General features: G+C 66.4%; 17 protein-coding genes. 11 read left to right on the forward strand and 6 right to left on the reverse strand.

Annotated elements, in window-relative coordinates:
* Positions 1-13 precede the first annotated feature (13 nt).
* From KQH53_16870 to KQH53_16905, 8 genes are all read left to right on the forward strand, one after another.
* The gene (locus KQH53_16870) at positions 14-1,114 is read left to right on the forward strand and encodes a GGDEF domain-containing protein (protein ID MCB2228354.1); all 1,101 of its coding nucleotides are present in this window, start codon (positions 14-16) and stop codon (positions 1,112-1,114) included.
* A 126-nt stretch (positions 1,115-1,240) separates the two neighbouring features.
* Positions 1,241-2,038, forward strand: coding sequence for a thioredoxin domain-containing protein (locus KQH53_16875; GenBank protein MCB2228355.1), 798 nt, complete (start codon positions 1,241-1,243; stop codon positions 2,036-2,038).
* A gap of 53 nt (positions 2,039-2,091) precedes the next feature.
* Positions 2,092-3,645 carry a TolC family protein gene (locus KQH53_16880; GenBank protein MCB2228356.1) on the forward strand — a complete coding sequence of 518 codons (1,554 nt, stop codon included), beginning with the start codon at positions 2,092-2,094 and terminating at the stop codon, positions 3,643-3,645.
* Between the two features lie 30 nt (positions 3,646-3,675).
* Positions 3,676-5,424, forward strand: coding sequence for an HlyD family efflux transporter periplasmic adaptor subunit (locus KQH53_16885; GenBank protein ID MCB2228357.1), 1,749 nt, complete (start codon positions 3,676-3,678; stop codon positions 5,422-5,424).
* 60 nt (positions 5,425-5,484) lie between these two features.
* Positions 5,485-6,108 carry an ABC transporter ATP-binding protein gene (locus KQH53_16890; GenBank protein ID MCB2228358.1) on the forward strand — a complete coding sequence of 208 codons (624 nt, stop codon included), beginning with the start codon at positions 5,485-5,487 and terminating at the stop codon, positions 6,106-6,108.
* Positions 6,109-6,113: 5 nt separating this feature from the next.
* Positions 6,114-7,325, forward strand: coding sequence for an ABC transporter permease (locus tag KQH53_16895; GenBank protein ID MCB2228359.1), 1,212 nt, complete (start codon positions 6,114-6,116; stop codon positions 7,323-7,325).
* 160 nt (positions 7,326-7,485) lie between these two features.
* On the forward strand, positions 7,486-9,015 hold the full coding sequence (locus KQH53_16900; protein MCB2228360.1) for a hypothetical protein: 1,530 nt from the start codon (positions 7,486-7,488) through the stop codon (positions 9,013-9,015).
* Complete coding sequence (locus tag KQH53_16905; GenBank protein MCB2228361.1) at positions 9,012-10,037, forward strand: radical SAM protein; 1,026 nt, start codon at positions 9,012-9,014, stop codon at positions 10,035-10,037. The genes KQH53_16900 and KQH53_16905 overlap by 4 nt, the downstream gene beginning before the upstream one ends.
* A 14-nt stretch (positions 10,038-10,051) precedes the next feature.
* Here the strand turns inward: KQH53_16905 and KQH53_16910 are convergent, their stop codons facing one another.
* The 3 genes from KQH53_16910 to KQH53_16920 all read right to left on the reverse strand — a co-directional run bounded on the left by KQH53_16910 (position 10,052) and on the right by KQH53_16920 (position 13,225).
* Positions 10,052-11,191, reverse strand: a complete 1,140-nt coding sequence (locus KQH53_16910; GenBank protein MCB2228362.1) for an aminotransferase class I/II-fold pyridoxal phosphate-dependent enzyme — start codon at positions 11,189-11,191, stop codon at positions 10,052-10,054.
* A gap of 86 nt (positions 11,192-11,277) precedes the next feature.
* Positions 11,278-11,673, reverse strand: a complete 396-nt coding sequence (locus KQH53_16915) for a glycine zipper 2TM domain-containing protein (GenBank protein MCB2228363.1) — start codon at positions 11,671-11,673, stop codon at positions 11,278-11,280.
* A gap of 88 nt (positions 11,674-11,761) precedes the next feature.
* Complete coding sequence (locus tag KQH53_16920; GenBank protein MCB2228364.1) at positions 11,762-13,225, reverse strand: sigma-54 dependent transcriptional regulator; 1,464 nt, start codon at positions 13,223-13,225, stop codon at positions 11,762-11,764.
* A gap of 142 nt (positions 13,226-13,367) precedes the next feature.
* Between KQH53_16920 and KQH53_16925 the strand changes: the two genes are divergently transcribed.
* Together KQH53_16925 and KQH53_16930 are read left to right on the forward strand one after the other, a co-directional pair.
* Positions 13,368-13,724: a hypothetical protein gene (locus tag KQH53_16925; GenBank protein MCB2228365.1), complete on the forward strand. Its 357-nt coding sequence runs from the start codon at positions 13,368-13,370 to the stop codon at positions 13,722-13,724.
* A 6-nt stretch (positions 13,725-13,730) separates the two neighbouring features.
* On the forward strand, positions 13,731-14,681 hold the full coding sequence (locus KQH53_16930; GenBank protein ID MCB2228366.1) for an AEC family transporter: 951 nt from the start codon (positions 13,731-13,733) through the stop codon (positions 14,679-14,681).
* A gap of 287 nt (positions 14,682-14,968) precedes the next feature.
* Here KQH53_16930 and KQH53_16935 read toward each other — a convergent pair whose 3' ends face one another.
* Genes KQH53_16935 through KQH53_16945 form a run of 3 tightly spaced genes read right to left on the reverse strand, consistent with a single transcriptional unit; the run spans position 14,969 to position 18,459 of the window.
* Positions 14,969-15,991: an AAA family ATPase gene (locus KQH53_16935; protein ID MCB2228367.1), complete on the reverse strand. Its 1,023-nt coding sequence runs from the start codon at positions 15,989-15,991 to the stop codon at positions 14,969-14,971.
* Between the two features lie 12 nt (positions 15,992-16,003).
* Positions 16,004-16,501 carry a DUF2284 domain-containing protein gene (locus KQH53_16940; GenBank protein ID MCB2228368.1) on the reverse strand — a complete coding sequence of 166 codons (498 nt, stop codon included), beginning with the start codon at positions 16,499-16,501 and terminating at the stop codon, positions 16,004-16,006.
* An 8-nt stretch (positions 16,502-16,509) separates the two neighbouring features.
* Entirely contained in the window at positions 16,510-18,459 is a 1,950-nt protein-coding gene (locus tag KQH53_16945; protein ID MCB2228369.1) for a VWA domain-containing protein, read from the reverse strand.
* 387 nt (positions 18,460-18,846) lie between these two features.
* Here KQH53_16945 and KQH53_16950 point away from each other — a divergent pair, with 387 nt between their 5' ends.
* Positions 18,847-19,785 carry a hydrogenase small subunit gene (locus KQH53_16950; protein MCB2228370.1) on the forward strand — a complete coding sequence of 313 codons (939 nt, stop codon included), beginning with the start codon at positions 18,847-18,849 and terminating at the stop codon, positions 19,783-19,785.
* Positions 19,786-19,830 lie beyond the last annotated feature (45 nt).

The raw sequence follows: 19,830 nt of genomic DNA on the forward strand, positions 1-19,830 counted from the left end.
GCCAGGTCATCACATGCCCCCAGCCCTGCTCGCAGATCCCAACCAGGCGCTGCGCCTCAAGCGCAACCTCTATGCCCTGGCCGCCGGCGCGGTGTACACCCTGCTGTGCTGGGTGCTCTGGAAGTGGAACTTCTTTCGGGCCACCCCCAATGAGTTCTTCCTGCTCTTCGGCAGCTTCTGGCTGGTCAATATCTGTTGGCCCATCATGATCATCAGCGGCTTCAACCTCCGCTTCCGGGACCCCAGCCTAACCTTGGGCCAGATCGCCTGGGCCACCATCACGGTGATGGTTTCGCTGTACTTCGTCTATCAGCTGCGCATGGCGGTTTTGATGTACTACCTGCTGGTGATGATCTTCGGCGCCTTCCACCTGCGGCTGTCCGGCTTCCTGTCCATCAGCGGCATGGCCATCCTGGGCTACGGCCTGGTGATCTTTTTCCTCAACCGCAACCACAGCGAGATCCTCAACCTCCGGGTGGAGTACGTGCAGTGGTTGACCTTCTCGGTGGTCCTGAGCTGCTTTTCCCTGATGGGGACCAGCCTCAGCGCCCTGCGCCGCCGCTACCTTAGGCAAAACCGCCAATTGGGCGGGGCCTTGGAGCGCATCCGGGAGCTGGCCATAACCGACGAGCTCACCGGGGTGTGGAACCGCCGCCGGGGAATGCAGGCCCTGGACGGGCACCTGGCCTTGGCCCAGCGCGGGGGGTACGAATTCGCGGTGTGCTATATGGACCTGGACCACTTCAAGAAGGTCAACGACCGCTACGGCCACCATGCCGGCGATGTGGTGTTGCAGGCCGCGGCCAAGGCCATGGCCGGGGAGCTTCGGGAGGTGGACAACTTCTCCCGCTTCGGCGGGGAGGAGTTCGTGGCCGTGCTGGTGCAGGCCGGCCAGGACCGGGCCCTGATGGTGGCCGAGCGCCTGCGCCGCCGGGTGCGCGGCCTGGACTTCAGCCTGGTGGCCCCGGGCCTCAGGGTCACGGTGAGCGTCGGCGTGGCCGCTTACCAGCCCGGCGAGTCGGTGGACCAGCTCCTGCGCCGGGCCGACCAGGCCCACTACCAGGCCAAGACCCTGGGCCGCGATCAGGTGGTCGCCGCCCCTCCCAGCGCCTGACGTTTCCCTAATCTCCCGTCCGATTCCTCCTTTTTTTGGCCAACTATTGTTTATCCTTAAACGTTGTGGCAATCTACATGGTCGGAGGGGCCACACATCGTTTTATCGGACAGGAGGTTGGCGCCCATGCCGCTCAAAGGGATGTTTTCAGGCCTGGCCGCGCTGGCGGCCCTGTGCCTGCTTGCCGGCCTGGGGCCGGCCTGGGCCCAGGCGCCCGGCGACCAGGCCATCAGGGACTACATCAAGGCCCACCCCGAAGTGATTCTGGAGGCCCTGTCCCACGACAAGGAAGCCCTCTACGACATGGTGCTGGACGGCCGCGACATCAAGCAGCGCCGCACCTGGCGGGCCAACATCAAGACCAGCCTGGCCAAGCCCCTCAAGCCCAAGCTGGAGCCGGACCGCCCCCGCCGGGGCGAGCCCAAGGCCCCCATCCTGGTGGTGGAGTACAGCGACTTCCTCTGCCCCTCCTGCGCCCGGGGCGCCCGGATCGTGGAGCAGCTTCTGCGGAAGGACCCCGACAAATTCCAGCTCATCCTCAAGCACATGCCCTCGGGCGACCTCTCGCGCCAGCTGGCCCTGTATTTCGAGGCCATCGGCCGCCAGGACCCGGGCAAGGCTTGGCAGTTCTACACCCAGGTGTTCAACCATCAGCACGAAATATCCAAAAAGGGCCTCAAAGCGGCCCTGGAGATTGTGAACAAACTGAACCTGGACCAGGCCCGCCTGGCCCGCGATTTGGCCGACCCTGCCCTGGCCAAGCGCATCAAGGAAGATTCGGCCGAGGGGCGCGCCTTCAACCTGGGCGGCACCCCCGCCTTCGTGGCGGCCGGGGTGGCCTTGCGCGGCCCGGCTCCGGTGGAGGCTTTCGAGGACGTGTGGTACATCAGCCGGGGGCAGCAACCACCGCCTTTGTCCAAGTGAGAATCCTTGGCCGATTGGGAAGACAGATCGCAACCTAGGCAGTGAGGCTTAATTTGGGGCATAAGCTGGCCAAGGCGCTTTGGTGGGCCTGTGCACTGGTGTGCCTGGCCGCGCCGGCCTTGGCCGCAGAGCCGCCCCGGCCCATGCTGCCCGGCGGTGGCACGAGCAAGGCCATGGACATGAGCCTGCCCGAGGCGGTGTTCCTGGCGGTCCGGGGCAATACGGACATCAAGAACGCCTATTTGGACCGCGTGGTGCAGAAGTTCAACCTGGAGGTGGCAGAGCACAAGTTCAAGCCCGACGTCACCTTCGACGCCAATGTGCAACGCACCGGCTCGGACTTCGACGAAAACCAGCAGGGGTTCGAGGACTCCAGCGACAGCAACGATACTCAGGTCAACGCCTCGGCCACGGTTAGCCAGCGGATCCCCACCGGAGCCCAGTTCACCTTCTCCTGGCAGTTCAACAAGACCACCGGCGACACCAGCGGCAGCTGGGACAGCTCCGACGACTCCATCGCCAACACCTGGAGCTTACAAGCCCAGCAGCCCCTGCTCAGGGGCGGGGGCTACGACGTGAACATGGCCTCGGTGCGCCAGGCCCGCATTGCCGAGCAGCAGAACATCCTGGGCCTCAAGGGCACCCTGATCAGCACCATCACCACGGCCATCTACAATTACCGCGCCTACCTGGAGTCGGCCGAGCAGGTCAAGATCGCCCTGCGCTCGCTCAAACGGGCCTACCAGCTCCTGAAGGAGAACAAGGCGCTCATCGCGGCCGGCCGCATGGCCAAGAGCGACCTGGTGCAGTCCCAGTCCAACCTGGCCAACCAACGCATCGCCTATCAGCAGGCGCTCAACTCCCTGCAGCAGAACCGTCTGGAGCTGCTCAGGGTGCTCAACATGAACAAAAACACCAAGGTGCTGCCCACCGAGGGCTTCAATCTGCCCCAGGACCTGCCCAGCATGGATCAGGCCCTGGCCCTGGCCTATGCCAACCAGCCGGCCTATTTGCAAGCCAAGCTGATGCTGGACAACAGCAAGCAGGACATGATCCTGGCCAAGAACAACATGCTCTGGGACCTCAACCTGATGGTCAACTACAGCGGCACGGTCAACGATTCCGACCAGAGCGGGCACACCAACGAGTCCAACTGGAGCGCTGGGCTCTATCTCAGCGTGCCGGTGTACGGCCAGCCCCGCCTGAGCCGCCAGCAACAGCTGCTTTCGGCCCGCTCCAACCTGTTCAAGGCCAAAAACAGCCTGAAGCAGGCGGAGGAAAACCTCCTGATCAACGTGGACAACGGGCTCAGGGACCTGAACATCAAGAAGGAGCAGGTCAAGCTCTCCCAGGAGGCGCTGGCCCTGTCCCAGCAGCAATTGACCAATGAACAGGAAAAGCTGCGCTACGGGCGTTCCTCCAACTTCCAGGTGGTAACTTACCAGCTGGACCTGGCAAACTCCGAGTTGACCCTGCTCAGCGCCAAGGTGGAATACCTCAACAGCCTGGTGGCCCTGGACCAGACTCTGGGCACCACCCTGAACACCTGGCGCATCGCCTTCAAGACCCAGCGCAAGGCATCCGAAAAGAAAGTGTGGGAAAAATGAGCCCCCGGGACCGTGAGGAGTCGATTAGGCATGGCTGATCCCGCGCCCAGTTGCGTTGACCTGGTGCAGGATCTGCCCCAGGCGGTCCTGGGCCTGGGGCCCGGGGGAGTGGTGGAGCACATCAACCCCAATGCCGGCGCCCTGCTGGGAGTGGAGCCCTCTCAGGCGCGCGGGGTCGAGTTCGCCCAGGTTTTCGCCGACCGCCTGGCCCGCGGCGAGGAGCTGTTCAAGACCATAGCCTCGGCCCAGGCCAAGGGCACCTCCCTGGACGGCCTGGTGGTGCCCCTGGAAGGCGGCGGCGAGCCCCGCCAGGTGGCGCTGCACACCAAGCCCATGGCCGGCGGGGGGCTGGCGGTGATGCTCCAGGACGTGACCCGCCAGGAAGACGCCCGCCAGGCCCAGCAAAAGCAGCGCGAGCAGATCGCGGGCCTGGCCCTTCGGGCCGAGCAGGAGATCAAGAGCCTGGCCCAGACCCTCAAGCGCTCCAAGCGCATGCGCCTGTGGGCCGCCCTGGCGGTAATTTTGCTGTTCACCGGGGTGGGATTTTACGTCTGGACCCGCACCCACCTGGTCAGCGACGTGGAGCGCGACCTGGGCGGCGCCAATACCGCCCAGGCCCAGAGCGGCCTCTACACCGTGCGGGAGCGGCCGCTGAGCTCCTCCATCAGCCTCTCGGGCAGCATCCAGCCCTTTGAGACCATTAACCTGCTCAGCCCCTTTGCCGGGCGCGTTTTGGAGCGCAGCTTCGAGTACGGCCAAAAGGTGAAAAAGGGCGCCCCGCTGATCAAGCTGGACACCACGGAACTGGAGCTCAAGCTGCGCGACGCCCGGGTGGCGGCCATCAAGGCCCAGGAGAACTACTCCAAGCTCACTGACTGGAAAAACAGCGACACCGTGCTCCAGGCCAGGCGCTCCCTGAACAAGGCGGAGAACGACCTGGAGGTGACCGAGCAGAAACTCCAGGAGTCGCGGATGCTGTTCAAGCGGGGCATCATCCCCTTGGACGAGTACCGCTCCCTCAAGGAGCAGGTGAAGAACCAGAAGATCAGCCTGGACACCCTCAAGGACCAACTCAAGGCGGCCATCGACAAGGGCAGCAAGAAGAACCTGGTGGTGGCCCGCCTGCAAAAGGAGAACGCCGAGGCCAAGCTGGCCCAGCTCCAGGACCAGATAAGCAAGAGCCGCATCACCGCCCCGGTGGTGGGGGTGATGATCAAGCCCACCGGCGACCAGGCGGGCAAGCACACCAAGGCGTTGGAGGTGGGCTATCAGGTGACTCGGGGGCAGGTGCTGGCCGCCCTGGGCAATCTGGAGCGCCTCTCGGTGTCCACCCAGGTGGGCGAGCTCAACGTGGCCAAGCTCAAGACCGGCCAGAAGGTGCTCATCTCCAGCTACGCCTTCCCCGGCCTGTCCCTGCGGGGGCGCATCGAGGGGGTGAGCTCCCAGGCCAGCCTGGGCACCGGCGACGGGCCGCCCACCTTCACGGTCAAGATAGTCACCGACACGCTGGACCAGGCCGAGCAAGGCAAGCTGCGCCTGGGCATGAGCGCGGACTTGCAGGTGGAGATATTCGCCAAGCCCAAGGCCCTGGTGGTGCCCATCAACGCGGTGCATCCCGGCTCCAAGGGCGGTAACGCGGTCACCAAGGCCACGCCTGACGGCAAAAAAACGGAGACCCCGGTGAAGACCGGCGTCACCACCCCGGACATGGTGGAGATAACCTCGGGGCTCAAGCCCGGCGACAAGGTGGTCATCCCCTCGGGCACGGCGGGGAACTAAAGATTGTCCGAGACGCTGATCAAGCTCCAGGGCATCACCAAGACCTACCACATCGGCGACATGGCCGTGGAGGTGCTCAAGGGGGTGGACCTGGAGGTGGGGGCTGGTGAGCTTTTGGCCATCATGGGCGAGAGCGGCGGCGGCAAGTCCACCCTGATGAACATCATCGGCTTTTTGGACAGCCCCAGCGGCGGTGACTATCATTTCGAGGACCAGGACGCCAGCCACCTGGGCGACAATCAGCTGGCCCACATCCGCAACCAAAAGATCGGTTTCGTGTTCCAGCAGTTCAACCTGCTGCCCCGGCTCACCGCCCTGGATAACGTGTGTCTGCCCTTGGTCTATCGGGGCCAGGACCGCGCCCAGCGCCAGAAGAGCGCCCGCGAGGTGCTGGACCGGGTGGGCATGGGCGACCGCATGAACCACCGCCCGCCCGAGCTTTCCGGCGGCCAGCAGCAGCGGGTGGCCATCGCCCGCGCCCTGGCCGGGCGCCCCTCGCTCATCCTGGCCGACGAGCCCACCGGCGCCCTGGACTCCCAGGTGAGCCAGGAGATCATGGACATCTTCCTCAAGCTGAACCGCGACGAGCACATCACCACGGTGATGGTCACCCACGACCCCCGGGTGGGCCAGCAGTGCCGCCGCACGGTGCGCATGGCCGACGGCCGCCTGGCCGAGGTGTAAGCGCCATGATGCCCTTCAGCGAAATCGTCCGCGAGGCCCTGAACAGCCAGGCCGCGGCCAAGCAGCGCACCATCCTGGCGCTCATCGGCATCGTCATCGGCATCGGCTCGGTGATCGCCTTGGTAACGGTGGGCCAGATGGTGCAGCTCACCTCCTTGCAGCAGTTTCAGCAGATGGGCACCAACATCGTCACCGTGCAAAAGGGCTGGGGCGATAAACAGGGCGGGGGAGGGGGCGCTAAGGCTCAGAGCCAGCAGAACATGAGCTGGGCCGACGCCAAGGACCTGGCGCGCAACGTCCAGGGCCTGGAGGTGGTGGCCCCCTACACCAGCACCTGGGGCCAGCCCCTGTTCGCCGACCATCCCCTGGACATGCCGGTGTTGGGCGTGACCAGCGCCTTCGCGGACATCAACAAGCTCAAGCTCCGCAAGGGCCGCTTTGTCAGCAACCTTGACGGCTACGCCTTTTTCGGGGTGCTGGGCGCGGCGGCGGCGGACAAGCTGGCCAAGCTGGGCATCGCGGACCCGGTGGGCCAGACGGTGTTTTTCAAGAAGCGCGGCTTCAAGATCATCGGCGTGCTGGAGCGCGCGGCCGAGGGCGGCATGAGGCCCTATGAGATCAACCCGGGTATGATGATCCCGGTGCACACCAGCTTCCTTTTCAAGAAGGCGCGCAACGTCAATGAGATCATGGCCCGCCTGGCCCCCCAGGCCGAGCGCCACGGGGTGATCGCGGCGGTGAAGCGCTTTTTCGAGCAGCGCCACCAGGGAATGCTCATCCAGGTGCGCTCCGCCGAGCAGCTCATCGCGGAGATGGCCAAGCAGAGCCAGCTGTTCACCCTGCTCTTGGGGGCTATCGGCAGCATATCGCTATTGGTGGGGGGCATCGGGGTGATGAACGTGATGCTGGTGGCGGTCACCGAGCGGCGCAAGGAGATCGGCATCCGCCGGGCTTTGGGCGCGGAGCAGATTGACATCCAGGCCCAGTTCCTGGTGGAGTCGGTGATCCTCTGCCTGGCCGGAGGGCTCATAGGCATCGCCCTGGGGGTTGGCACGGCCTACGTGCTTTCCAAGATCAACAGTTGGATCTTCTTTGTCTCCGGCTGGGGCCTGGCCCTGGGGGTGGGAGTCTCCAGCGCCATCGGGGTGTTCTTCGGCTACTTCCCGGCTCGCCAGGCCAGCCGGCTCAACCCCATCCTGGCCCTGCGCGACGAATAGCCCTTCTGGACTAAGCCGCCCGGCAGACCTACAATTGGTACAGGCCTCGCCCCGGAGGGGGAGGCCTATACCCCCGCCACAGGAGAGAGGCATGTCCCAACCGTCCGCCCCCATAGGCCACCCGAGCCCGCGCGCGGGCGGCGGTTTTTAGGGCGGGCGGATGCAAGGCTCTTTGCGGCGCTACTGGTTGGCTCTGGCCGGGCTGGCGGTGTTCGTGGTGATCAACGCCGCCACCCTGCACGGAGGGCATCCGGCGGGCGGCGACTTCGCGCAGTACATCATCCACGCCAAAAACCTGCTCAGCGGCCAGCCCTATGACGCGGGCATCTTCCTGCCCCAGGTCCACTTCCACAACTACCCCCCCGGCTACCCGCTCATGCTGGCCCCGCTTTTGGCCTGGGGCGGGCTGAACCTGGTGCTGTTCAAGAGCCTGAACCTGATCTTCTGGCCCCTGGCCTGCGCCGCCCTGGCGGCCATCGCCCGCCGCCGCCTGGGCTCGCCCACGGACATCTACTTCTTCCTGTTCCTGCTGTTCGTGCCTTGGTTCTTCCTGTTCAAGCAGGATGTGCTCTCGGACGTGCCTTTCACCTGCGTGGCCTCAGTGGCCCTGTGGGCCTTTTTGCGCTGGCAGGACGAGGGCCCCCGCCGGGCGGGGTGGCTTAGCCTGTTCCTGGCTTGCCTGTTCGTCTCGCTGCTCCTGCGTTCGGCCGGGGTGGCCCTGGTGGGCGCGGCCTTGTTGGTCATGGTTTTTCAGCGCCGAGCCTGGGGCGCGGCGGGGCTCACCATCGCCGCCGCCGTGGCCGCGGTGCTGGTGCAGAAGCTCATGGCTGCGGGCACCGGCGGCTACCTGAGCATGCTCTTGAACAACCCGGCCTACTGGCTGGACACCGTGGTGCGGGGCTTGCCCGCCAAGGTGGCCAAGGCGGTGGCCTTCTTCATTCCGGTCTACCGCAGCGGATGGCCCCTGCTGGCCGCGCTGGAGGCCCTGGCGGTCCTGCCCCTCATTGCCGTGTCCGCCTGGGGATGGCTCAGGCGTCGCCGCCGCGCGGGCGGCTGGGACGTGCTGGACGCCTATTTGGTGCTCTATTTGCTGATGATCCTGGCATGGCCTTTTGTGGAGGGCCCGCGCTTTTACGCTCCGGCCATCGGCATCCTGGTCATCTACTTCCTGGAGGGCCTGAGCGAGTTCGCCGCCGGACGCGCCAAGCCCGGCGGGCGCTCCCCGGCCTATTGGGTGAACCTGGCGCTAATGGCCGGCCTGGCCCTGAACCTGGGCAACACGGCCTTATTGTGGAATTACCAGGACGACGTGGTGCTGCGCCCGGCGGACCGCGAGCTTTACGCCTGGGTGCGCGAACACGCCCTCCCCGGCGAGACCTACCTTTTCTCCGAGCCCCGGGTCATGGCCCTGTTCACCGGCAAGGTGGGGGACAAGTATTATTGGAACCAGCCCCTGGGGCCGCAGGAGGAACGCATGGCCGCGCGCGGGGTGCGCTGGCTGATCCTGCACCGGCCCGAGGCGGCGCGCGCCTCGGCGCGCAAGCAGTACGCCTGGATTTTTCTGGGCGGGGGCAAGAAGCAGCCCGGCCTGGCCCAGGCCGAGGCCGACCCCCAACTTAGGCCGGTGTGGCAAAATCGGGGCTACAAAATCTTCGCACTAAAAGGCAGGGACAAGGCGGACGAGCGATGAACCCGTTAAAAGTGGAACGGCTGCATTTGATCATGGGGGTGCATTGCAACGTACGTTGCGTGATGTGCTACCAGACCAGCTTTTCGCGCGACCTGGCCATGCCCGCCGAGATCTATCGCGAGCATTTGCAGCCGCTTTATTCCCACGTGAAGACCGTGAAGCTGCAAGGCGGCGAGCCCACGGTCATGCGCAACTGCAAGGAGTTCTGCCTTCTGGCCCGGGACTTCCCCCAACTCAAAGTGGCGGTTACCACCAACGGCATCAACCTGAACCGCTTCTGGCTGGCTACCCTGGTCAACCAGGGCCGCTACGTGAACATCTCCCTGAACGCGGCCCACGAGGAGTCTTATGGCCGCGTGGTCAAGTACGGCGATTTCCACAAGGTGGTGAACAACATCTCCCGCCTGGTGGAGGCCAACCAGGGCGGCGAACTGGGCGTGGCCATGTCCATGATCATCATCCCGGCCAACGTGAAGGACATTGCCGACTTTCTACGCCTGGGGATCAGCCTGGGAGTGGGGGAGATCAATTTCGGCTTTGACCCCCTGTTGTCCTTCCGCCACCTGCCGCCCAAGGAAGAGCTGCACCCCATCCTGGAGCGGGCCTTCGACCTCCTGGCCGAAAGCGGGGTGCGCTCCGAGGGGCTGGAGGTCTACGCCCGGCGGGTGGGCTACGACCCGGGCCCCGAGGCTCTGGCCAAGGTCCCGGCCCACTGCTCCCTGCCATTCAACAACGTGGTGGTGGATGAAAAGGGCGAGGTGCGCCTGTGCTGCAACACCTGGGTCAGCGTGGGCAACACCTATGAGCAGGGCATCGCGGAGATCCTGGACGGGCCCAAGGCGCGGCGCTTCCGGAAGATGATTAAGAAGGGCAACTACCGCTGGTGCGACCCCAAGTGCCCGGACAATCCCCACCCCCACCGCCTGGCCACGGCCCACAAGTATCTGCACCAGGCCCGCAAGGACCCCAAGGAGTTCGCGGGCAAGGTTAAGGCCAAGCTGGGCAAGCTCGGCAAGGTCTAGTTGTCAGGGAAGGCTCAGGCTTGGGCCAGGGCCGAGGTGAGCACCTCGCGCAGGCGCTCCTGATCCTCGCCGGTGCACACCGCCACCCGCAAGTGGCGCTCGTTGCAGCCCACGAAGGACGAGGCGTCGCGCAGCAGCACCCCCTGCTGGGCCGTGGCCGCGGCCACCTGGGCCGCCGTGGGGCCGCCTGCCGGGAGGCGGCACAGGATGTAGTTCACCACGCTGGGCAGGGTCTCCAGGCCCAGCTGGTGCAGCATGGCCGTCTGCTCCACCCGCCAGTCGTCCACCGCTAGCCGAGTCTTTTCCGCATAGTCCTTTTGGCCCACGCAGAACACTCCCGCCGCCTGGGCCAGGGTGTTCACCGACCAGGGCTGCCCCAGGGGCGCGAAGTCGGCCAGGGTCTCGGCGTGGGCCAGGGCGTAGCCCAGGCGCAGCCCGGCGATGCAGAAGAACTTGGTGAGCGAGCGCAGCACCAGCAGGCGCTTGTGCTCGGCGATGGCCTTGGGGGCCCAGGCGCGGGCCTCCTCGGGCGCGAAGTCGATGAAGGCCTCGTCCACCACCAGCCAGATGCGCCGCTGCTCGCACTTGGCGGCCAGGGTGTCCAAAAACTCCGGGCTGACCAGGGTGCCGGCCGGAGTGGTGGGGTTGGACAGGATCACCGCCATGGGCTCCAAGTCCCACAGCTTGTCCAGGAGTTCCTCGTTGGGCGCGTAGCCCTGGGACTCGTAGGTGTGCAGATAGTGGAAGTGGCGGCCGGCCACGGCCAGGGAGCGGGCCATCTCGCCGAAGGCCGGGGCGAACAGGGCGATGTTGCTCAGGTCCAAGGCCCGGGCGATCATGCGGATCAGGGCGGTGGAGCCGTTGCCCGGCAGGATGCAGGAGGCGGGCACCCCGAGCTGCTCGCCCAGGGTCTCGCGCAGTTCGTAGGCCATGCGGTCCGGGTAGTGGCAGATCAGCTTCATGGCCTCGGCCACCACCTCACCCAGCCCCGCCGGTGGGCCCAGGGGGTTCAGGGAGGCCGAAAGGTCCAGCAGTTCGCTGACCGGCCGCTCCAAATGGCGCGACCATCCCCACACGTCGCCGCCGTGCACCGCGTCCCCGCCGAATACGGCCAGGGCCTTCTCCTGCTTTTCTTCCAGATCCTTGTCCAGCAAAACGTCCTCGCGGGCTTATGAAAAAGACACCGGCCGGCGCCCGGGGGAGCCGGCCGGAATTATGATCGGCCAGTCGCGGCGGGGCCCTAGTTGCAGACCTCGCGCTCCACTTCCTTGTACTTCTTGCCGTCCTTGAAGTAGCTCTCCTTGACCGTGGTGCACTTGCCCTTGGTGCTCACCGGGGTGGAAACCACCTTCTCGTTGCCGCGCTGGTAGCTCACCGGCTGCTTATGCTGAGCGGCCTGGCTGGAGGCGGTGCGCGCGATGTGGGTGATGGCCCCACCGGCGATGGCGCCCAGAGCGCCGCCGATCACGCCGCCCTGCCAGGGGTTGCCCGCGATCAGAGCACCGGCCACGGCGCCGGTGGCCGCGCCCACGCCCGCGCCTTCATAATCGGCCTTGTCCAAGGATTGGCAGCCCAGGCCCAGCAAGCTGAGGGAAAGAACCAGGCAAACTGCAAGGCAAAGGCCTTTTTTGGTCATTTCGTGCTCTCCTTTGATAACAACTTCCATCAACGGACCTCGGTACTTAGGGCAATTATTACATGCCCGCCAAGACAATGCCATCCAATTACCGGGACTCGCCGTCCGGTTCCGAAGAGCGCGGGCGAAAATCCTCCTTGGCCAGTCCGTGGCGGTTCATCTTGAGATACAGCGTCTTGGGGTTCACCCCGGCGGCTTGGGCGGTGCTGTTTATGCGGCCCCGGTGGCGCTCCAGCTGGGCCCGCAGGTAGCCGCGCTCGCAGGCGGCCAAATAGTCGTTCAGGGATTGCTCCGGGTCCGGGGCCGCGGCCTGGGAGGGCGTGGCCGGGGGGCGCGAGGAGCGGGCGTTGAGCGGGGAGGAGGTGGCCAGCTCCAGGCGGTCGATCACCTCGCTGTTGGCCAGGATCACCGCCCGCTCCACCGCGTGCTCCATCTCGCGCACGTTGCCCGGCCAGGGGTGGCCCATGAGCTGGCCCTTGGCCCCGTGGGCAAAATCCAATACCGGCTTGTCGTACTTGGCCGCGAAGCGCTCCCGGAAGTACTCGGCCAGGGGCAGGATGTCCTTGCGCCGCTCCCTGAGGGGCGGCACGTGCAGCTCGATCACGTGCAGGCGGTAGAACAGGTCCTCGCGGAAGGTGCCTTCCTTCACCGCCTGTCCCAGGTCGCGGTTGGTGGCCGCGATCACCCGCACGTCGGCGCTGAGCTTCTGGTTGCCGCCCACCCGCTCGAAGCTGAACTCCTGAAGGAAGCGAAGCATCTTGGCCTGCATCTCCAGGGGCATCTCGCCCACCTCGTCCAGGAGCAGGGTGCCCTTGGCCGCCGCCTCCACCCGGCCGATCTTGCGGGCCACCGCTCCGGTGAAGGAGCCGCGCTCGTGGCCGAACAGCTCGCTCTCGATGAGGGTGGCCGGGATGGCCGCGCAGTTGATCTCCACGTAGGGGCCCTCCCGCCGGGGAGAGCTGTTGTGGATGGCCTGGGCCACCAGCCCCTTGCCGGTGCCGGTTTCGCCCGAGAGGAGCACCGTGGCGTCGGTGGCGGCCACGGTCTCGGCCAGGCGGCACACCTCGCGCATCCGCTCGTCGTGGGCCACGATGCCTTCCAGGGTGCTGGGAGGCCCGGCCTTGAGGCCGTCGATCTCCTGGTGGAGCTTGCTGCGCTCCATGCTGCGGGCCAGGACGTGCCTGAGCTCGCCGATGCTGAAAGGCTTGCGCACGTAGTCGGCCACCCCCAGACGCATGGCGGACATGGTGGCTTCCACCTCGGAGAAGGTGCTCATGAGCACGTAGTGCACCTTGGGGTGGCGTGACTTGACCTGGGAAACCAGGTCGGGCAGCTCCATGCCGGCGAGGCGGGCGTTGCTCAGGAGCATGTCGAAGCGCTTGCGCTCCATGACCGGCAGGGCCTCCTCGGCCCGCTCGATGAGGGTCAGCTCGTACTCGTTGCGCAGTCCTTCGTAGATGTGCTCCAGGGTGCTCCAGTCGTCGTCCAGCACCAGCAGGGTGGGCCGGCGGGAGTTGCCGCTGGATTTGGCGGAGCGCGAACGGGGGGTCATGACAAAATCATCCTGTGCTGCGTGTTTAGGGGCAGACCACGCCATTATGCCGCGAAAGGCCGCGCCTTGGCCAGGGTCTTGGGCCTTGCCTGGCCCTGAGAGGCGGCTATAATTAAAGACCCACAGACTTCAGGAGGATAGCATGAACTGCCAGCAATGCGGCGCGGCCATGGAGCCGGACGAGGCGCGGGAATTCGACGGCAAGGATATCTGCGAGGACTGCTACATCGACGCCCTGACCCCGGCCAAGAGCTGCGATCCCTGGGCCACCTACACCGCCAGCCGCCTGGAGACCCAGGAGCTGAGCCCCGGCCAGGAGGCGATCCTGGCCTGCATCGACAAGACCGGCGAGGCCACCTTTGAGGAGCTGTTGGCCTACACCGGCCTGGACGAAAAGAACCTGACCCGCGAGTTCGCGGCCCTGCACCACATGAAGCTGGCCGGCGCCGCCCAGCGGCCGGGCAACCAAAAGGTCTTCGTGCGCATGGTCAAGGAGTAGCCCGCCATGGACCCACAGGCCCGGGCCCTGGCTTCCATCGCGGTCTTGGTGGGGGTCATCATACTGGCCATGCTGTTGCGCCGCTGGGGGGTGGTGGCCCGGGAGCAAGGCAAGCTTTTCGCCTCCCTGGTCACCGATGTAACCCTGCCCGCCCTCATCTTCACCTCCCTGGCCCGGCAAAGCCTCTCCTGGGGCGAGGCCGCCCTGGCCGGCAGCATGGTCCTGGCGGAGATGCTCTGCCTGGCCCTGGCCTGGGTTTTGGCCCGGGCCTGGCGCCTGAGTCCGCCCCGCCAGGGGGCCTTTATGCTCACCGCCGCCTTCGGCTCCTCGGCCCTGCTGGGCTACGCTCTGATCAACCAGGTGTTCCCGGGAGATGCCGCCGCCTTGGCCGAGGCGGTGCTAATTTCCGAGGTGGGGGTGGGGCCGGCCCTGTTCACGGTGGGGGTGATGGTGGCCATCTACTATGGCCGGGCCTCGGTGAGCGGCCGGGAGCGCCTGAGCGCGGCCTTGGGATATTTTCGCTCGCCCATTTTTTGGGCCATGACCACGGGCCTGGTCTGCTCGGGCCTGCCCATCCCCTGGGACAACCCGCTGCTGGCGGCCCTGACTCAGGGCCTTCATGTTTTGGGCCGAGCCAACACCTTCCTGGTGGCCCTGGTGGTGGGGGTGGTGCTGGAGTTCAAGGATTACCGCGCCATCCTGGGTCTGGCCGCCGCGGTATGCGTGCTCAAGCTGATCCTCAAGCCGGTGCTGGTGTGGTTGCCCAGTCTGGCCATGGACCTGCCTGCCTGGCAGGTGCAGGTGCTGGTGCTGGAGGGAGCCATGCCTTCGGCATTGCTCACGGTGGCCTTGTCGGCCAAGTACGGCTGCGACGCGGGCCTGGCCTCGCGTCTGGTGTTCGCCACCACCTTGGCCGGGGCAGTGACGATGTTGATCATGTTCCGGCTGTTGGGGTGAGGCGTAAAAAAATTAAGTAAGAAGAAGAGGGCGGGAAAGTAAAAAGAACCGGAAAGGAAAGAGGGTTGGGTAGGAAGAAACAAGGAGGGCCCAGCCCTGGGGACAGCCCGTCGCGGCGGTGCCTCCGGCCGGACCAAGCCTAAATCGCCCCGCCCAACCGACGCCGCCCCCTGGTCGCCCAGCCTCCGGGAGGGCTCTCACGCCCGGCGCCATCAGGCCCGCCAAGCCGCCTTTCTTTTTTTTACCGACCTCTTTGTTCTTAATTCTTCTGCCTTGGAAAGCGCGCCCTAGATCCGCTTGATCTTGTCCTTGATGTCGAACTCCATCTCGGCCAAGGGCCGCCGGCGCAAACGGTGGGGCAGGGCCAAGAGCGCGGCCTTGTCCACGTCGCTGACCAGCACCGTGTCGCGGCCCTCCAAAGCGGCAAGGGTGATGGCGCATTTCAAGAGCGTCAGGTCGCCCCGGTGGCCGTCGGTGCCCAGGCCCAGACTCACCGCCACCACCCGGGAGAGCACATCGTCGCCCGCCTGCACCTTGGGCAGCCGCTCGCGCGCGGCCGCGATGCCAGCGCTCAGCTCGCGCCCCGCCTCCTGCCACGAGGCGGCAAAGGCGCTTGGATCGGCCTCCCAGGCCAGCTGGCGGGTGATGACCTCTCGCCGGAGGGCCGGGTCGGCCAGGCCGCGCACCTGCACGCACAAGCCGAAGCGGTCGGTGAGCTGGGGCCTGAGCTCGCCCTCCTCGGGGTTCATGGTGCCCACCAGGGTGAAGGCTGCCGGGTGGGACATGCTCACCGACTCGCGCTCCACGGTGTTGACCCCCATGGCCGCCGCGTCCAGGAGCACGTCCACCAGGTGGTCGTCCAAAAGGTTCACCTCGTCCACGTAGAGAATTTGGCGGTTGGCCGCGGCCAGGATGCCCGGCGAGAAGCGGGCCTCGCCCGTGGCCAGGGCGGCCTCCAGGTCAAGGGTGCCCAGCAGGCGGTCCTCGGTGGCCCCCACGGGCAGCTCCACCACGCGCACCCGGCGCTGTTCCACGGGCAGGGTCTCGCCGGCCGCGATGCGGGCCAGGCAGGCGGGGCAGGGCGCGGCCGGGTCGCAGGAATAGGGGCAGTCGGCCACCGTGGGCTGGGCGGGCAGCAGCTCGGCCAGGGCGCGCACGGCGGTGGATTTGGCCGTGCCCTTCTCGCCCCGGATGAGCACCCCGCCCACGCGAGGGTTGACCACGTTGACCATGAGGGCCAGCTTCATGTCCTGTTGGCCCACGATGGCCGCGAAGGGGTAGGCCGGCGCTTGCAGCGATTCGGGAGGCATGTTTTCGTCCGATCAGTTAATCAGCACGAAGCCGTAGCGGTTCGGCTCCTGGTCTTCGCTAAGTAATACCTGGATGGGCAGGCCCGCCTCGCGGGCGGTGCGGAACACATCGATGCCCATGGCCTGGTCGCAGGGGCGCACCTTTTCCGGGGCCACGCACTCCTTGCCCTCGCTCACCGCGCAGACCTTGCACCAGTTGCAGGTGCGCACCCCAAAGGCCATGTAGTGCCCGTCCCGGAAGGCCGCCGCTTCCACCCCCAGCACCGCCTTGCTCAGGCGGTGGGCGTCCGGCCCGCCCAGGAGCAGGATGTGCGCATAGCGGCCCACCATGTCCTGGAACTCCTCTTGGCTAACTCCCCGGTCGCCGCACTTGATGCCGCGCGTGAAGTAGTCGTAGCAGCCCCAGCGGCATTTGAGCCGCGCGCGGGGATCGAAATATATCTGGTCCGGGCTCAGCGGTTTGGCCACCGTGGCACCCAACTCGCGGGCCAGGTCGAGGTACTTGTCCATGACCGTCCTCACTCCCAGTGCTTGTGCACCAAGTCCAGCACGCCCTCGGCGGTGAGTTTCCTGAGGGACACGCAGGCCGCGCCCAGGTATTCGGCCAGGGCGCGGCAAAGATTTATCTCGTGATGATGCCCGGTGTCGGTGTCCACCACCACGAAGCGGGCCCGGAAGGCCGCGTGCAGGCGGCGGGCCAGATTGAGCACCTCGCGGTCCGCGTAGCCGCCGTCGCCCCAGCCGTCGCCCCAACCGCCGCCCTTGTTGCCCGCCACCCGAGGATCATAGTCCTCCGGCTGGCTGGCGGCCAGGGGCACGTTGGGCCGCCCATCGGTGAGGATGATCACCAACGGGGTGAGCTTGGGGTCCGCGGCCAGCTCGCGCTCCAGGGCCGCGCCCACCCCTACCAGGCCCGCGGCCAGGGGCGTCTTGCCGCCGGTGGGCAGCTCGGCCAGCATACGCCGGGCCACCTCCACGCTGCTGGTGGGTGGCAAAAGCTCGCGCGCGCTCGTGCCCCCAAAGGCCACCAGCCCCACCCGGTCGCGCTTCTGGTAGGCCTCGGTGAGGAGCCCCAGCACGGCGGCCTTGGTGGTCTTCATGCGCGCGGCCGCGTTCATGGAGCCCGAGGCGTCCACGCAGAACAGCAGCAAGCGCCCCCGCCGCGCGGCGCGCACCTTTTCGCGGATGTCGGGCTCGGCCACCACCAGGGCCGGCCCGCCGGGAGTGCGCCGCGCCTTTTGGTGAGGGGCGGCGGCCCGGAAGGTGGCGTCCAGGGCCAGGCCGCGCCCCAAGCGCTGGGACGAGGCCCGGATGTAGCGGCCGCGCTCGCCGGCCACTTCCCGCGCGCTGCGGCGTCCGGCCTGGGTTCGGCTGGTGGCCTCGCGGGCCGGCAGGCGGGTGGCCACGGGCAGCACCGCGCCGGGGGTGAGCACCCGCAAAGAGCGCTCCTGGCCGGGGCGGTCGCCCGCCTCCAGGGCCGGACCGTCCTCTTCGCTGGCCCGGCGGGGGGGCGCTTCCTCAGGGGCCTGGCCGCTCTCCAGCAGGCGGGGCAGGGGAGTTTGGGCCGGGGCGGCCTGGGTGCGGCGGTGGGGCAGGGCCAGGTCCGCCGCTTGGTAAACTATCTCCGGGCTCACGCTCTTAGCCCCTTGCCAGGCGGCCAGGGCTCGCGCGGCCCGGGCCGTGGCCAGTTCGCCGCGCTGCCCCTGGCTGCCCGCATTGGCGGCCAGCTCGGCGGCCAGGGCGCGCTCGGCCTCCCCCAGCTCCACCCGGGGCAGGCGCTCGCGGGCGGCGATCAAGCGCCGCCGCAGGGCGTCCTGTTCGCTTTGCCACTCTTGCGCGAAGCCCAGCGGATCGGCCTCCCAGGCCAGGCGGCGCTTGAGAACCTCCACGCGCAGGGCCGGGTCCTGCTCCCCCCGCACCCGCACGCACAGGCCGAAGCGATCGGCCAGCTGCGGGCCCAGGGGGCCTTCCTCGGGGTTGTAGGAAGCCACCAGGGCGAAGCGGGCCGCGTGGGCCAGGCTCAGGCCCTCGCGCTCCAAACGGGCCACTCCGCTCACCGCCGCGTCCAACACCAAATGGGTCAGGTGGGGTGGCAGCAGGTTGACCTCGTCCACGTAGAGCACGCCCTGGTCGGCCCGGGCCAGGAGGCCCTCGCGCGCGGCCAGGCGGCCTTCCTTAACGGCCGCGCCCAGATCCAGGCCCCCGGCCAGACGGTCTTCGGTGGCTCCCAGGGGCAGCTCCACGAACGGGGTGGGGCGGCCGTCGGGCAGGGGCGGCAGCAGAGAGGCCAGGCCCCGCGCGGCGGTGGATTTGGCCGTGCCCTTTTCGCCCCTGAGCAGCACTCCGCCCAATCCCAGGTCAACCCCCAACAGCAACAGGGCCAGCTTCAAGCGTGCTTGCCCCGCTATGGCGGCAAAGGGATAGACCAAAGGCCGGGGAGCCTCGATTTCATTGGCGCAATGCGGCAAGACCAACTCCAAGAGTACGATGCCAAAGTATAAAAGCCGGATCTGGGAGTGTAAAGGCGTAGGGGTGATTGACTACTAAACACCATCCAACCGTGGTTTTAATCATATATAAAAACGATAGCAATGCATAGCAATAACCGATTTGACCCCGCGCCACTGGAAATTGCATGATGTTCCAGTAATCCATGCGGTGTCCAGCATTTAGGCTGACCCACCGACATGGTGCGAGGGGTAACTTCCATACATTTTTTCCTAGGCCCGCAGACCACCCGCCCTGCGGCAAGAGGAGGGCGGTTACGTATGTGGTTAACAGCGAGGGTGTAATCCACCTTTCGCTAGCGCTGTTTTCTCGGCTCAGAAGGGCCGGGGGGCAAGGAGGAACAAGGAATGGATTTGAAGGCAGAAGTCCTGGAGAAAATCGAGGCGAGGGGGGTGAGCCGGCGCGACTTCATTAAGTACGCCACGGTTGTCACCTCGGTTCTGGGCTTGGCCCCGAGCATGGTGCCCAAGGTGGCGGAAGCCATGGCGGTGAAACAACGCCCCACGGTGATCTGGCTGCACTTTGCCGAGTGCACCGGGTGCTCCGAGGCGTTCATCCGCACCACCTATCCTTGGATTGACCAGATCGTTCTCGACGTGCTCAACGTGGCCTACCATGAGACCATCATGGCGCCTTCGGGCCACAACGCCGAAAAGTCGCTGCACGACGCCATGAAGAAGTACGACGGCAAGTACATCCTGGTGTGCGAGGGTGGCATCCCCACCAAGAACAACGGCGTCTACGGCAAGGTGGGCGGCAAGACCATGCTCTCCATCGCCAAGGAGGCGACCAAGCATGCCCTGGCCACCATCTGCGTGGGCAACTGCGCCTGCTTCGGCGGGGTGCAGGCCGCCGCGCCCAACCCCACCAAGGCCATGAGCGTGAGCAAGGCCACCGGCGTGAAGACCGTGAACATCGCCGGCTGCCCGCCCAACGCGGTGAATATGGTGGCCACGGTGGTCCACTTCCTGCTCCTGGGCAAGCTGCCCGCCCTGGATGACAACGGCCGTCCCCTGTTCGCCTACGGCTACAGCATCCATGAGAAGTGCCCCCGCCGTTCCCACTACGAGAACAGCGAGTTCGTCAAGAAGTTCGGCGACGCCGGCGCCATCAAGGGCTACTGCCTGGCCGAGATGGGCTGCAAGGGACCCAACACCTATAACAACTGCCCCATCGTTAAGTTCAACGACGGCACCAACTGGCCCATCGGCGCGGGCGCTCCCTGCATCGGGTGCTCCGAGCCCAACTTCTGGGACACCCAGTCCCCCTTCTACGAGCCGATCTAAAGCGGGCCTAGGAAGGAATAGGATTTAGATAATATCGCTCCATGA

This window comes from Desulfarculaceae bacterium, from assembly GCA_020444545.1.
In the GTDB taxonomy this organism is placed as follows: Bacteria; Desulfobacterota; Desulfarculia; order Desulfarculales; family Desulfarculaceae; genus Desulfoferula.